The sequence below is a fragment of the Mesorhizobium sp. genome, from assembly GCF_017306585.1.
Classification (GTDB): domain Bacteria; phylum Pseudomonadota; class Alphaproteobacteria; order Rhizobiales; family Rhizobiaceae; genus Mesorhizobium.
The window spans coordinates 1-14,084 of sequence record NZ_JAFKIC010000275.1; the positions used below are offsets into that span (position 1 = coordinate 1).

Here is a 14,084-nt window from a genome sequence, read left to right on the forward strand (position 1 = left end):
GGCGCGGGCGGCGAAGGTCAGCGCCATGCGGTGCTGCAGCACCGGCTCGGCCAGCGCCCTGACGTCGTCGACCGACGGCGCCAGCCGTCCGTCGTAGAGCGCGCGGGCGCGGGTGCACAGCATCAGCGCCTGGCTGGCGCGGGGCCCGGGACCCCAGGCAACGTGCTTGTCGGTTTCCGCATTGCCCTGGCCGGGACGAGCAGAGCGGACCAGCGTCAGGATCGCCTCGACGACGCTCTCGGGCACGGGCATGCGGCGGATCAGCGTCTGGATTTCCTTCAGCCGTGCCGGCTGAAGCACGTTCTGGGCTTTCGCATCCTCGATACCGGTCGTTTCCAGAAGGATGCGGCGCTCGGCCTCGATTTCGGGATAGAGGATGTCGACCTGCATCAGGAAACGGTCGAGCTGCGCCTCGGGCAAGGGATAGGTGCCTTCCTGCTCCAGCGGGTTCTGCGTCGCCAGCACATGGAAGGGCGCGGGCAGGTCATGACGGACGCCGGCGATGGTGACATGGTATTCCTGCATCGCCTGCAGCAGCGCCGACTGGGTGCGCGGCGAGGCGCGGTTGATCTCGTCGGCCATCAGCAATTGCGCGAAGATCGGACCGGAGATGAAGCGGAAGGAACGCTTGCCGGCCTCGTCCTGCTCCATGACCTCGGAGCCGAGGATGTCCGACGGCATCAGGTCGGGCGTGAACTGGATGCGGCGCGAATCAAGCCCGAGCACGACGCCCAGGGTCTCGACCAGCTTGGTCTTGGCAAGGCCCGGCACGCCGACAAGCAGCGCGTGGCCACCGGCCAGCAGCGCCACCAGAGTGCGCTCTATGACATTCTCCTGGCCGAAGATGACCCGGCCGACCCCGTCGCGGATCCTGGAAATGTCGGCCAGCGCCTTCTCGGCCTCGGCGACCATGTCCTTTTCGCTGATCGGGGTTTCCTTGACCATCACGCTCATGCCGCATCATCCCTTTGGTTGGAAATACCATGGTTTGGAAATGCTGGTCCGCACCATACCATAGGTTGCCGCGATTCGGCCTCGCGTGGCGCCTATGGTCGAACTTAAATCACAGACTTAGGCTGACAAGCGGAACAACAGTGACTATTTCGTGACGATGAGCGAACACTACGAACATCGCCAACAAAGCCTTACGCAGGCGACCGAGGCGCGTGGCCTTGAGGCGCTGATCTCGCGCGCGGCGCGCGCCGGCAAGGGTGCGGCACCCGTCGAGCGCTGGAATCCCGACTTCTGCGGCGATCTCGACATGGAGATCAAGGCCGACGGCACCTGGTTCTACCTGGGAACGCCGATCGGCCGCATGCCGCTGGTGCAGCTTTTCTCCTCCGTGTTGCGCAAGGATGCCGATGGCAGGACCTATCTGGTGACGCCGGTGGAAAAGGTCGGCATACGGGTCGCCGATGCGCCTTTCATCGCCGTCGAGATGGACGTTTCGGGGAGTGGCGACGACCAGATCATCACCTTCCGCACCAATGTCGGCGACGTGGTCGAGGCCGGACCGGAGCGGCCGCTGCGTTTCGTCGACGAGGCCGAAACCGGGGGCCTGAAGCCCTATTTGCTGGTGCGCGGCCGGCTGGAGGCGCTGGTGGCGCGGCCCGTCATGTATGAATTGGTCGGGCACGGCGAGGAGATCGAGATCGGCGGCAGGACCATGTTCGCGGTGCGCTCCAAGGGCGCGGTGTTCGCGATCATGCCGGCGGACCAGCTGGAGCGGCTCAGCGCATGATGGACCAGCTGTCGTCGGCGCCGTTTTCATCGGCGGATTTTCGCGCGCGCTTTGCCGCGCAGCCGCAGGCGCATGCCGGCGACGATTATGGCGACCATCGCTTCAATCCAGGCCATCCGCGCCTCAACCAGGGCAAGGCGCTGCGCAACGCGGCGGTGCTGATCCCGGTCGTCGACCATGAAGGCGAGGCGACGGTGCTGTTGACCAAACGGGCCGAGAAACTGCGCAATCATTCGGGGCAGGTGGCTTTTCCGGGAGGCACGATCGACCCGACCGATGCCGGCCCCGAGGCGGCTGCCCTGCGCGAGACCTTCGAGGAGATCGGGCTTGGCGCCGAGCACATCGAGATCATCGGCCGCATGCCCGACTATGTCGCCGGCAGCGGCTACCGCATCGCGCCGGTGCTGGGCATAGTGCGGCCACCTTTCCATCTCATCCTGAACGCCGATGAGGTCGACGCCGCCTTCGAAGTGCCCCTGCACTTCCTCATGGACCCCGGCAACCACAAGCGCGACAGCCGCATGTGGAACGATCTCGAATGGTTCTTCTACGACATGCCTTACGGCGACCGGCGCATCTGGGGCGTCACCGCCGGCATCATCCGTACGCTTTATGAAAGGCTTTATGCTTGAGTGTTTCGATCGCGGGCAGCGCCGAGTGGCTGGAAGACAAGCATCTGCAACGCCTGCTCGCCGTGCTCACGCAAGGCGGCGAGGAGGCGCGGATCGCCGGCGGCGCGGTGCGCAACACGCTGATGGGGCAGCCTGTCGCCGATATCGACATCGCCACCTCCTGCCTGCCTGAAGAGACAATCCGCCGCGCCGAGGCGGAAGGCTTCAAGGCCATCCCGACCGGCATCGAGCACGGCACGATCACTGTGGTCGCCGGCGGAAAGCCCTATGAAATCACGACTTTGCGCGCTGATGTCGAGACGGATGGCCGCCGCGCCAAAGTGTCGTTCGGGCGCGACTGGACGCTGGACGCCGAGCGGCGCGACTTCACCATCAACGCGCTCTATGCCGAGGCGGACGGCAGGGTTGTCGACCTTGTCGGCGGCATTGCCGACATCGAGGCGCGCCGCCTGCGTTTCATCGGCGATGCGGAAGCCCGTATCCGCGAGGATTACCTGCGCATCCTGCGCTTTTTCCGCTTCTTTGCCTGGTATGGCGAAGGCCGGCCGGATGCCGAGGGACTGAAGGCCTGCGCCCGGCTGAAGGACGGGCTGGCGCAGCTTTCGGCCGAACGTATCTGGTCGGAACTGAAGAAGCTCCTGGCGGCGCCCGATCCGTCGCGGGCGCTGCTGTGGATGCGCCAGGCCGGCGTTTTGACCGCCGCGCTAGCCGAAAGCGAGAAATGGGGCATCGACGCGATCCACGGACTGACGAAAGCCGAAAAGGATCTCGGCTGGAGCGCCGACCCCATGCTGCGGCTGGAGGCGATCGTGCCGCCGGATGCCGCGCGCATGAAGACGCTCGCCGAGCGGCTACGGTTTTCGACCGGCGAGGCGGACCGTTTGCGCCATTGGGCGCAGTCCGATGCCGTCGCGGCCAAGACAACCGAGGGCGAACTGGCCAAAAAGCTCTATCGCGGCGACCGGCAAGGTTTCGTCGACCGCTTGCGGCTTTCGCTTGCCTCCGCCCGCGTCCGCGCCATCGAGGACAATGACGCGCTGCTCGAGGCCGGCGGTTTTTCGCGCCTGCTCGCCTTCGCGCTCAAATGGGAAAAACCCGTGTTTCCGCTGAAGGGCGCCGATCTGACAGCACTTGGCGCGACCCCTGGGCCGAAGCTCGGCGAAATCCTCAAGAATCTCGAGGCGGAATGGATCGAGGCGGGCTTTGCGCCCGATCGCGGCGCGCTGCTCGACCGCGCCGCGCAAGCCCTGAGCGCCGGGTAGATTTTTGATCCGATACCGGCTGGTTCGCTTTACGCTGCGTCGCGAACCTTCTGGATACGCGAACGGATCGCCTCGATCATCGTCTCGCGAATGATGGTTTCGCCATGCGTCTCGCGCATGTGTTCGACGGCGCGCCGCATCACTTCGGCTTCCTCGTCCGCACGCGTATGCCATTCGCAGCCGGGCACGAGCGACCCGCAATGGAATTCCTTCATCGGATTTCTCCTTTCCTCCGTAGAGCCGATCAAGGCTCCGCCACTTTTCTTGGCCCACCGCCCGACGCCGCGCGGAATTTCGGTCCGTGAGCGGGCAAAGACCATAACACATGAGCGGCGCTCTGGTTGCATCAAAGCGTCGTGCGCCCGCCGATGCGCCATGTCAGGGCCAGCGCACCTCCGGCGGCAGGCTGGACAGGATCGAGGCGACATTGCCGCCGGTCTTCAGGCCGAAGATGGTGCCGCGGTCGTGGAGCAGGTTGAATTCGACATAGCGCCCGCGGCGGATGAGCTGCTCGTCGCGGTCGCCGTCGGTCCAGTTGCCGTTGAAATTGGCGCGCACGAGGTGGCCGTAGACGACCAGGAAGGAGCGCCCGACATCCTGGACGAAGTTGAAGTCGGCATTCCAGCCGCCCTTGTCCTCGGCTGAATGCAGCCAGTCGAAGAAGATGCCGCCGACGCCGCGCGGTTCGTTGCGGTGCGGCAGATGGAAGTATTCGTCGCACCAGGCCTTGAATTTCGGATAGTCGGCGACCTCGGCGTTCTTCTCGCAGGCGAACTGCATGGCGCGGTGGAAGGCCACCGTATCGGGATCGTCCTGGGTGCGGCGGCGGTCGAGCACAGGCGTCAGGTCGGCGCCGCCGCCGAACCAATGCCGGGAGGTGACGACCAGGCGCGTATTCATGTGCACGGCCGGCACGTTGGGGTTCCAGGGGTGTGCGATCAGCGAAATGCCGGAGGCCCAGAAACGCGGGTCTTCCTCGGCGCCGGGCATCTGCTTCCTGAATTCGGGCGAGAACTCACCATAAACGGTCGAGGTGTGCACGCCGACCTTCTCGAAGACGCGGCCATGCATCATCGACATGGTGCCGCCGCCGCCCTTGCCCTGGTCGCGTTCCCAGGGGGTCTTTTCGAAGCGGCCGGGCGACCATGAGGCGAGCGGCCCCTCGAGATCCTGCTCGATCTGCTCGAAGGCGCCGCATATGCGTTCGCGCAGCGCCTCGAACCACAGGCGGGCCTTCATTTTCTTTTCTTCGATGTCGGCGGGCAGGCCAGCGGGTATTTCGGGTCGTTCCAAGTGCCGTCTCCGGTTGTCGGCGAGTCGCATCCGGCCCCCCGGACAAAATGACTCGTCTTTTGCCGGCGCGATCCCTAATCTCTTGGGGGGAAGGGTCAAGTCACTTTGGTTTTGCGCGTTCCGGAATCCGGTGCCGATTTCGGGTCATGCGCAAGGGGCAAGGAGTTGTCTGGTGCGAACCCCGGCGAGACCGCCGCTGGATGGCCTGAAGAAAAGGCTCGACCAAAGCCGAGCCGAACGCGAGCGCATGCCGCGCGACGGCTTTCTGCGAGAGACCTTCGTCCTGCCGCGCTCAGACGCCCGCCTCAAGGCCAAGGAATGGTTCGAGCGCTTCCCCAAGCAAGCCTACTGGACCGAGATCGAAAGCTGGTTCGAGCGCCCGGGTGACCTGATCGAGTTCACCATCAGGCGCCTGCCTGCGGCGGATTAGGACCCCACCAGCAGCCGCCGCGCGCCTGTTCCTTCCCTGGCCAGCCGGTCGCCCTTGTTTCTCAGCGGGCATTTGTCGATCGACATGCAGCCGCAGCCGATGCAGTCGCTCAGCCCGTCGCGCAGCTTCTTCAACTGGGCGATCTTGTGGTCGAGCCCGTCGCGCCAGGCGGTCGAGAGCAGGCTCCAGTCGTCGCGCGTCGGCGCGCGGCCCTCCGGCAGGGAGGCGAGCGCTTCGCCGATCTCGGCCAGCGAGATGCCGACCTCCTGTGCGATCTTGATGACCGCCACGCGCCGCAGCACGTCGCGGGCATAACGGCGCTGGTTGCCCGAGGTGCGGTGGCTGCGGATCAGGCCGCGCGTCTCGTAGAAATGCAGCGCCGACACCGCGACACCGCTGCGCCTGGCCACCTGGCCGACCGTCAATTCCGTCACTGGAGCCATTTGCCACTTTCCGCTTGATCTCAACTTAAGTTGAGGTTGTAGCGAAGAAATGCGGAGTGAGCAAATGACAGGAGAAGGCGATGTGCGCCTGGGTGAGAATGACAGGAGAAACCGCCGCCGCCGGCGATGGCAAGCATCGCGCGGTCGACGCGAGGCCGATCCTATCCGAGTTGCCGGATGGCTTCGCCCGCGACCATGGCGACGGACAGCGCGACGTTGATCGAGCGCGCGGCGCCTTGCATCGGGATGGTCAGCCGGGCATCCGCCGCCTGATGGACCGTATCCGGCACGCCTGCGGATTCGCGGCCGAAAAGCAGGATGTCGCCCTCGGCGAAGGTGAAGCCGGTGTAAGGGGCGGTGGCCTTGGTCGACAGAAGCACCAGCCGGCGAGACCGCGCCCCGCGCCAGTCCTCGAAGGCGTTCCAGTCGACATGCCGGGTCAAGGCCGCCATTTCGAGGTAGTCCATGCCGGCGCGTTTGAGCGCCTTGTCGGAGAGCGGAAAGCCGGCCGGTTCGATGATGTCGACGCCAAGGCCGAGGCAGGCGGCCAGGCGCAGGATCGTCCCGGTATTGCCGGCAATGTCCGGCTGGTAGAGGGCGATGCGGAAACGGTCGTTCATTTTCGCATCCTTCTAATAAGTGGCGGATCGGCCACAGGGGCATGGTCGTTTTGGCGGCTGCTGGACTTCAGGCTGGCCATCTCCTGCGAATGCGTTTATACGAGCCGCATTGTCAACCCGAACCGTAGGAGGGGTATTTCATGATGACCATGCACATCCAGCGCCCCACCGGTGGGCTTACCTGCGCCCCGGCGGTTTCGGTACGACGTTTCTCCTGATCTTTTAGACGCTTCCGCACCGAGTTCCGCCGAAACCATCTTCTGGTCTTCGAAGGAATCCTGCGATGTTTTTCAAGCTGAAAAAGGGGCCTGACGCCCCGCCCCAACGTGTCCCGACCGATACGCCGCCGATCCCGCGGCATGATGTCGACCACCCGTTTTATCTCTATTTCAACACGGAGGACGGACCCATGTTCGATCCCTACAGAATACCGGGCTCCAGGAGCCTGCATATCCACCGCCTGCCGACCTGGGCGCTGCTGGTCGGCGACACCTATTCGACGGCCATGCACGCCGAAACGCGCCGCCGTCCGCATCGCGGCATGCTGCCCGATGTCGATTTCTCGCGCGCGGTTCCCGATCCGAGCCGGCCGTCGCTGGTGCGCCGCATCATGCGGCTGATCCGGCCCGGCGCGAAAATCCGGGTTGTGGACACCGCATCGTCAGGATCGGCGAAAGAGCCTGTCGGCGAAAAGCCCGCGAGCCCCTATATTGCGCGAAGCAGGGCCGACGCCCCGGATGATTCCGGAGCGTCGGCCCTCGGCGCCATGCGGTCCGAGGATCACGTCCATCGCCACGCCGCGTAAGCGGAAAACAGATAATGAGCATGACCTATGTTGTTGTTTAACTGGTTTGAAAGAAGGCTCGATCCGTTTCCGGCAGCGGAGCCGGTCGAGCCGCCCAAGACGCTGGTTGCCTTCTGCCTGCATTATACGCGCGGCGCCTGGCCCTATATCCTGACCGACGCGGTGCTGGTGACGGCTATCGCCATCGCGGAAGTGTGGATGTTCGGCTTCCTCGGCAAGATCGTCGACTGGCTGTCGGCGGCGAACCGCGAAACCTTCCTGCAGACCGAGAGCTGGAAGCTCGCCGGAATGGCCTTCATCGTGCTGTTCGCCCTGCCTGGAACCGTGTGGGTGCATTCGCTGCTCAACCAGCAGACGCTGATGGGCAATTATCCCATGCGCATACGCTGGCAGGTGCACCGCTACCTGCTCAAGCAGTCGATGAGCTTCTACCAGGACGAGTTCGCCGGCCGCATCGCCACCAAGCTGATGCAGACCGCGCTCGCCGTGCGCGAATGCGTCATCAAGGTGCTCGACGTGCTCAACTACGTCATCGTCTATTTCCTGGGCATGCTGTTCATCGTCGGCTCGGCGGACTGGCGGCTGGCCGCGCCGCTCGGCGTCTGGCTGGTCGGCTATATCCTGCTGCTGCGCTTCTTCATTCCCCGGTTGGGGAAGGTCGGCGAGGAGCAGGCCAATGCGCGCTCGACCATGACCGGCCGCGTGGTCGACAGCTATTCCAACATCCAGACCGTCAAGCTGTTTTCCCATGCGCGCCGCGAGGCCTCCTTCGCCAAGGAGGGCATGTTGGGCTTCCTCGACACGGTCTACCGGTCGATGCGGCTGGTCACCGTGCTGTTCGGCTCGCTCTACATCCTGAATTCGCTGCTGTTGTTCTCGGTCACCGCCATTTCGCTGTGGCTGTGGCTGGGCCAGGCAGTCAGCATCGGCGCGGTCGCCGTGGTCATCGGCCTGGTGCTCAGAATGTGGGGCATGTCGCAATGGATCATGTGGGAAATGTCGGCGCTGTTCGAGAATATCGGCACGGTGCAGGACGGCATCACCTCGATCTCGCTGCCGCGTCTTGTCGAGGACAGGCCGGGCGCGCAGGAGATCGGCGTTTCCAAAGGCGATATCCGCTTCGAGGGCATCCACTTCCACTATGGCAAGCAGAAGGGCGTCATCGAAAACCTGTCGCTGTCGGTCAAGCCGGGCGAGAAGGTTGGCATTGTCGGCCGCTCGGGCGCCGGCAAATCCACGCTGGTCAACCTCCTGCTGCGCTTCTACGACCTCGAAGCCGGCCGGATCCTGATCGACGGGCAGGAAATCGCCGGCGTGAAGCAGGATTCGCTGCGGTCGCAGATCGGCATGGTGACGCAGGATACTTCACTGCTGCATCGCTCGGTGCGCGACAACATCCTCTATGGCCGGCCGGAAGCCTCGGAGGAAATGCTGCTCGAGGCGGCGCGGCGGGCCGAGGCGCTCGACTTCATCGGCGGCCTTTCGGACCATAACGGCCGCAAGGGATTCGACGCCCATGTCGGCGACCGTGGCGTCAAACTGTCCGGCGGCCAGCGGCAACGCATCGCCATCGCTCGCGTTATGTTGAAGGATGCGCCGATACTTATCCTTGACGAGGCGACGTCGGCGCTGGATTCGGAGGCGGAAGCGGCCATCCAGGAGAACCTCTACAAGCTCATGCAGGGCAAGACCGTCATTGCCATCGCGCACCGGCTGTCGACCATCGCGGCGATGGACAGGCTGGTGGTGATGGATCAGGGCCGCATCATCGAGGAAGGCACGCACGAGGAACTGGTCGCCAAGGGCGGGCTCTACGCGCAGCTCTGGCAGCGCCAGTCCGGCGGGTTCCTGCTCGAGGATATCCCGGCCGAGGTCGCCAATGACGCCATAGCAAAGGGCCAAGCTGCCGAATGATGACAGCCGTCTATCGCTGGTTCGAGAACTGGGTCTATCCGTTCAGGGAGCCGGCGAATCTCCGGCCACCGGCAAGCGTCGGCGGCTTCATCTGGCATTATGTCGGCCAGGCGAAGTTCGCCTTCTTCGCCATGCTGGTCATCGGCGGCATCGCCCCGCTGGTCGAGGCGGGCCTGTTCTACTTCGTCGGGCGGCTGGTCGACATACTCGACCAGCTTCCCGGCGAGCGTAGCTGGCATGCGCTGTGGACCGCGGCCGGCCCCGAACTGGTGTTCATGGTCGCGGTGGTGCTGGTGATCCGCACGCTGGTCGTCGGCCTGTCGGCGCTGGTCGACGAACAGACGATCACGCCGGGCTTCTACAATCTGGTGCGCTGGCAGGCGCACCGGCATGTCTCGCGCCAGTCCTACGCCTTCTTCCAGAACGATTTCGCCGGCCGCATCGCCACGAAGGTCTGGCAGGCGGGGCAGGCGACCGGCGACCTGATGGAAAGCTTCATCGAGGTCGTCTGGTTCATGATCGTCTATACGGTGACCACGCTGGCGCTGGTCGCCGGGCTTGATCTGAGGCTGGCGGTGCTGGTTGTGGTCTGGATCGTGGCCTTCGGTTTCCTGGCCAGGCTCTACCTGCCGGCTATCCGCAAGCATGCCGAGGCGACGGCCGAGGCGGGCTCGATGATCAATGGCCGCATCGTCGATTCCTATTCCAACGTGCAGACGCTGAAGCTGTTTTCGGCCGACGGCGACGACCGCTATATCAGGAACGGCTTCGACATCTATCTCGACGCGCTGCGTCCCTTCACCCGCCGGCTGACCGGCGTGCGCATGGCGCTGACGACGCTGTCGGGCATCATGATCACGGCGATCGGCTGTTTTGCCGTTTATCTGTGGCTGGAAGGGTCGATCACCGTAGGCGCCGTCGCCTTCACCCTGTCGCTGGTGCTGCGGCTCAACATGCTGCTTGGCCGGCTGATGATGCAGATGAACGGCATCCTGCGGAATCTCGGCGTGCTGGAGAACTCCAAGGCGCTGATCTCGCAGCCGCTCGGCCTCGTCGACGCGCCAGACGCCAAGGAACTGGTCGTGACCGGCGGCCGCATCGACGTGAAGAACGTCGAATTCCATTACGGCAAGGGGTTCGGCGTGCTCGATGGCATCGACCTTGTCGTCAAGCCGGGCGAAAAGGTCGGGCTGGTCGGCCCGTCTGGCGCGGGCAAGACGACGCTCGCCAATCTGATCCTGCGGCTCTACGACCTGGAAAGCGGCTCCATCACCATCGATGGCCAGAATGTCGCCGGTGTGACGCAGAATTCGTTGCGCGCCAATATCGGCGTCGTCAGCCAGGAAACCGCGCTGTTCCATCGTTCGCTGCGCGACAATATCAAGCTCGGCATGCCCGATGCCACGGACGCGCAGGTGATCGCGGCGGCCAAGAAGGCCGAGGCGCATGACTTCATCCTGGGTCTGCGCGACAACAGGGACCGCCAGGGCTACGAGGCCTTTGTCGGCGAACGTGGCGTCAAACTGTCCGGTGGCCAGCGCCAGCGCGTGGCGATCGCCCGCGTGTTCCTGAAGGATGCGCCGATCCTCATCCTCGACGAGGCGACCTCGGCGCTCGATTCCGACATCGAGGCGGCGATCCAGGAGAATCTGACGCGGCTGATGGAGAACAAGACCGTCATCGCCATCGCCCACCGCCTGTCGACGATCGCGGCCCTCGACCGGCTGGTGGTGCTCGACGGCGGCCGCATCGTCGAGCAGGGCACGCATGACGAGCTGGTGGCGCTCGACGGGCTCTATGCGCGGCTGTGGAAGCGGCAGTCGGGCGGTTTTCTCTATCACGAGGAAAGCGTGCTCGAAGAGACGCGGCCGGCGGAGTAGGGCATGGGCGGGGCGCTGGAGGCCGGTTACGTGCTCAAGCGGCTGCGGCCGTCCATCCCGGCCTTCGAGGCATTGAAACAAGAGAGCCGGCTGGAAGGCTACTGGATGCTGGTGCGGCTGGCCGATGGCTGGGTAAGCGGCCGCAACAGGTTCCTGAAACGCGGCGAGGCGCTGTTCGGGGCATGGCATGGCGCCGAGCTTGCCGGCGTGTGCGGGCTCAACATCGATCCCTATTTCGAGGGCCGGGATCATGGCCGCGTCCGGCACCTGTTCGTCGGCGCGCGTCACCGCCGCGCCGGGGTCGGCCGCATGCTGGTAGAGACCGTCGTCGACAGGGCGGGCCGCTATTTCAGGGTGCTCAACACCCGTGCGCCGGAGGAAGCCTTCGGTTTCTATGAAAGGCTTGGCTTTCGGCGCGTGGAAGGCGAAGAGTTCGTCACCCACCGCATGATCCCAGCGAAAGGCGGCTGAAATGTCCTTGCGTCCACCATCCAATTATACCGGCGCCTCGGCCGCCGAGGTCGCCTTCGACGCGCTCGGCCATGAAATACTGGCCGAGAAGGCGGCAGCCCTTGGACGTGCCGGGCAGAAGGTCGAGGAGACGCTGGCCCGGTTGCGGGACAATGCCGACGAGGCATTACGTGCCCGACTGCTCAAGGAGGCCGCCGTCGCCGTTCACGCCTATTTCATCCAGCGCGAACTCTGCGGGCTTCGAAAGCACGATGCCGTCATCCGCGAATACAACATCCCCAGGGCAGTGCTGGTCAGGCTGGGCGCGGCGTAGGGCATGTCCGTCCCGGAATAGTCCCGGGAATCACTCCAGCCATTTCGTGATGAAGCTGCCGTTCTCGTGGATATCCGTCGTTTCCAGCGGTCCGGGGCCGAGATTGGTGAATTTGTGCGGCGTGTCGGCCGGCACGATGACGATCTGGCCGGCGCCGGCCTCTATTTCCTGGTCGCCGACCGTAAACAGCCCGGTTCCCTGGCGGATGATGAAGATCTCCGCGTAGGGATGGGAGTGCAGCCGCGGGCCGCCGCCGACATCGGGAAGATAGTTGAAGATCAGGCAGGAGTTGGAACCGTAGGCGCCGCATTGCAGTTCGCCCTTCCAATGGTCGGAGCGAACAGCCCATTCCTCGCGATCGATGACATGCGCCATGACGTCCAGAATAGATCACGCCGGCCCGCCATGTCGAGGCAAAGACGGGCACCGGATTTGCTGATGTTTCCCGGTTGTTTAACCGCCTTTGGCGGCCATTTGCCGTCTTGCCGTGCAATAGGGGATTTTGTCCCCGCGACAATCTGCCCTTGTGCCTTCACCCGTCTGGACAAAAACGGGCTTCACGCATAAACCGAAGTCCAAATGCCGGAGGAATTCGCTAGCCTGTTTGCCATGCGCTGTCGGGTTGGCGTTATTGAGCGGGGAACAAGGCTCGGCCACCGGCGCGGAAGAGGCGAAAGGATCAGGCACCCGTGAGCGCAACCGACATCCACGATCCCAATCGTCGAGATTTTCTTTACGTCGCCACGGGCATGGCCGCCGTGGTCGGCGCCGGTGCCGTCGCATGGCCGTTCATCGACCAGATGCGCCCCGATGCCTCGACGCTGGCGCTCGCCTCGGTCGAGGTCGACGTCTCCTCGCTGCAGCCCGGCAGTTCGCTGATCGTCAAATGGCGCGGCAAGCCGGTCGTGGTGCGCAACCGCACCGAGAAAGAAATGAAGGACGGCGAGGCCGTCAGCCTCTCCGATCTCAAGGACCCGATCGCTCGTAACGCCAACCTGCCGTCCGACGCGCCGGCGACCGACGCCAACCGCACCACGCCCGGCAAGGAAGCCTGGATGGTGATGGTTCAGGTCTGCACCCATCTGGGCTGCATCCCGCTCGGCCAGGAAGGCGATTTCGGCGGCTGGTTCTGCCCGTGCCACGGTTCGCAATACGACACGGCCGGCCGCATCCGCAAAGGCCCGGCGCCGGAAAACATGGCGATCCCGGTATTCAAGTTCACGTCCGATACCAAAATCCTTATCGGTTGAGGCAGGGGGATATTTCGATGAGCGAGGGACACTCGACCTATACGCCCAAGACCGGTATCGAACGCTGGTTCGACGCCCGCATGCCGCTGCCGCGGCTGATCCATGACAGCTTTGTCTCCTATCCGGTGCCGCGCAACCTCAACTACATGTGGACGTTCGGCGGCATCCTGTCGATCATGCTGGTTTCGCAGATCGTGACCGGCATCGTGCTGGCGATGCACTATACGTCGGACAGCACTCTCGCCTTCAATTCGGTCGAGAAGATCATGCGCGACGTCAATTCCGGCTGGCTCTTGCGCTACATGCACGCCAACGGCGCTTCGTTCTTCTTCATCGCCGTCTATCTCCACATCTTCCGCGGCCTGTTCTACGGCTCCTACAAGGCGCCGCGCGAACTGCTGTGGATCCTCGGTTGCATCATCTACCTCCTGATGATGGCAACCGGCTTCATGGGCTATGTGCTGCCCTGGGGCCAGATGAGCTTCTGGGGCGCCACCGTCATCACCGGCTTCTTCAGCGCCATTCCTTTGGTCGGCGACTGGATCCAGCAGCTGCTGCTGGGCGGCTTTGCCGTCGACAATCCGACGCTGAACCGCTTCTTCGCGCTGCATTACCTGCTGCCGTTCATGATCGCCGGCGTCGTCGTGCTGCACATCTGGGCGCTGCATGTGGTGGGCCAGTCGAACCCGACCGGCATCGAGGTCAAGTCGAAGACCGATACCGTCGCCTTCACCCCCTACGCGACCATCAAGGACGCGTTCGGCATGATCGTGTTCCTGTTCTTCTTCGCCTATTTCATCTTCTTCCTGCCGAACTATCTCGGCCACGCCGACAACTACATCGTGGCGAACCCGTTGAAGACGCCGGCCCACATCGTGCCGGAATGGTACTTCCTGCCGTTCTACGCGATCCTGCGCGCCATCACCTTCAACATCGGGCCGATCAACTCCAAGCTCGGCGGCGTGCTGTGCATGTTCGGCGCCATCGCCATGCTGTTCCTGGTGCCGTGGCTCGACACCTCCAAGGTGCG

Annotated in this window: 17 protein-coding genes; 11 read left to right on the forward strand and 6 right to left on the reverse strand. The window is 64.2% G+C overall.

Annotated elements, in window-relative coordinates:
- Window positions 1-954: MoxR family ATPase (locus tag J0I79_RS31870; protein WP_292869103.1), on the reverse strand; the 954-nt coding region annotated here is incomplete at its 3' end.
- Window positions 955-1,111: 157 nt separating this feature from the next.
- On the opposite strand from J0I79_RS31870, the gene J0I79_RS31875 reads away from it, so the two are divergent.
- The 3 genes from J0I79_RS31875 to J0I79_RS31885 are packed head-to-tail and all read left to right on the forward strand — an operon-like array spanning window position 1,112 to window position 3,635.
- Window positions 1,112-1,741: a DUF1285 domain-containing protein gene (locus J0I79_RS31875; RefSeq protein WP_292869105.1), complete on the forward strand. Its 630-nt coding sequence runs from the start codon at window positions 1,112-1,114 to the stop codon at window positions 1,739-1,741.
- Entirely contained in the window at window positions 1,741-2,373 is a 633-nt protein-coding gene (locus tag J0I79_RS31880; protein WP_292869151.1) for a CoA pyrophosphatase, read from the forward strand. The genes J0I79_RS31875 and J0I79_RS31880 overlap by 1 nt, the downstream gene beginning before the upstream one ends.
- On the forward strand, window positions 2,370-3,635 hold the full coding sequence (locus J0I79_RS31885; RefSeq protein WP_292869107.1) for a CCA tRNA nucleotidyltransferase: 1,266 nt from the start codon (window positions 2,370-2,372) through the stop codon (window positions 3,633-3,635). Before J0I79_RS31880 ends, J0I79_RS31885 begins: the two co-directional genes overlap by 4 nt.
- 29 nt (window positions 3,636-3,664) lie before the next feature.
- Here J0I79_RS31885 and J0I79_RS31890 read toward each other — a convergent pair whose 3' ends face one another.
- The gene (locus tag J0I79_RS31890; protein ID WP_137932436.1) at window positions 3,665-3,850 is read right to left on the reverse strand and encodes a DUF1059 domain-containing protein; all 186 of its coding nucleotides are present in this window, start codon (window positions 3,848-3,850) and stop codon (window positions 3,665-3,667) included.
- Window positions 3,851-4,013: 163 nt separating this feature from the next.
- Window positions 4,014-4,928 (reverse strand): oxygen-dependent coproporphyrinogen oxidase, encoded by a 915-nt coding sequence (hemF, locus tag J0I79_RS31895; RefSeq protein ID WP_292869112.1) that lies wholly within the window; start codon window positions 4,926-4,928, stop codon window positions 4,014-4,016.
- Between the two features lie 172 nt (window positions 4,929-5,100).
- On the opposite strand from hemF, the gene J0I79_RS31900 reads away from it, so the two are divergent.
- Window positions 5,101-5,358 carry a hypothetical protein gene (locus J0I79_RS31900; RefSeq protein WP_013893458.1) on the forward strand — a complete coding sequence of 86 codons (258 nt, stop codon included), beginning with the start codon at window positions 5,101-5,103 and terminating at the stop codon, window positions 5,356-5,358.
- Here J0I79_RS31900 and soxR read toward each other — a convergent pair.
- Entirely contained in the window at window positions 5,355-5,801 is a 447-nt protein-coding gene (gene soxR / locus J0I79_RS31905) for a redox-sensitive transcriptional activator SoxR (protein ID WP_275917542.1), read from the reverse strand. The genes J0I79_RS31900 and soxR overlap by 4 nt on opposite strands.
- Before the next feature lie 161 nt (window positions 5,802-5,962).
- The gene (locus tag J0I79_RS31910; RefSeq protein ID WP_292869120.1) at window positions 5,963-6,421 is read right to left on the reverse strand and encodes a tRNA (cytidine(34)-2'-O)-methyltransferase; all 459 of its coding nucleotides are present in this window, start codon (window positions 6,419-6,421) and stop codon (window positions 5,963-5,965) included.
- 283 nt (window positions 6,422-6,704) lie between these two features.
- Between J0I79_RS31910 and J0I79_RS31915 the strand changes: the two genes are divergently transcribed.
- The 5 genes from J0I79_RS31915 to J0I79_RS31935 are packed head-to-tail and all read left to right on the forward strand — an operon-like array spanning window position 6,705 to window position 11,804.
- On the forward strand, window positions 6,705-7,226 hold the full coding sequence (locus tag J0I79_RS31915; protein WP_292869123.1) for a hypothetical protein: 522 nt from the start codon (window positions 6,705-6,707) through the stop codon (window positions 7,224-7,226).
- A gap of 27 nt (window positions 7,227-7,253) precedes the next feature.
- A complete protein-coding gene (locus J0I79_RS31920) occupies window positions 7,254-9,140 on the forward strand; it encodes an ABC transporter ATP-binding protein (protein WP_292869127.1) in 1,887 nt (628 codons plus the stop codon).
- Window positions 9,137-11,020, forward strand: coding sequence for an ABC transporter ATP-binding protein (locus J0I79_RS31925; protein ID WP_292869130.1), 1,884 nt, complete (start codon window positions 9,137-9,139; stop codon window positions 11,018-11,020). Before J0I79_RS31920 ends, J0I79_RS31925 begins: the two co-directional genes overlap by 4 nt.
- A 3-nt stretch (window positions 11,021-11,023) precedes the next feature.
- The gene (locus J0I79_RS31930; RefSeq protein WP_292869133.1) at window positions 11,024-11,491 is read left to right on the forward strand and encodes a GNAT family N-acetyltransferase; all 468 of its coding nucleotides are present in this window, start codon (window positions 11,024-11,026) and stop codon (window positions 11,489-11,491) included.
- A gap of 1 nt (window position 11,492) precedes the next feature.
- A complete protein-coding gene (locus J0I79_RS31935) occupies window positions 11,493-11,804 on the forward strand; it encodes a DUF6665 family protein (RefSeq protein ID WP_292869140.1) in 312 nt (103 codons plus the stop codon).
- 30 nt (window positions 11,805-11,834) lie between these two features.
- Here J0I79_RS31935 and J0I79_RS31940 read toward each other — a convergent pair whose 3' ends face one another.
- Entirely contained in the window at window positions 11,835-12,179 is a 345-nt protein-coding gene (locus J0I79_RS31940) for a cupin domain-containing protein (RefSeq protein ID WP_292869143.1), read from the reverse strand.
- A 314-nt stretch (window positions 12,180-12,493) separates the two neighbouring features.
- Between J0I79_RS31940 and petA the strand changes: the two genes are divergently transcribed.
- Together petA and J0I79_RS31950 are read left to right on the forward strand one after the other, a co-directional pair.
- Entirely contained in the window at window positions 12,494-13,054 is a 561-nt protein-coding gene (petA, locus tag J0I79_RS31945; protein ID WP_275917587.1) for a ubiquinol-cytochrome c reductase iron-sulfur subunit, read from the forward strand.
- Window positions 13,055-13,071: 17 nt separating this feature from the next.
- Window positions 13,072-14,084: cytochrome b N-terminal domain-containing protein (locus tag J0I79_RS31950; RefSeq protein WP_292869148.1), on the forward strand; the 1,013-nt coding region annotated here is incomplete at its 3' end.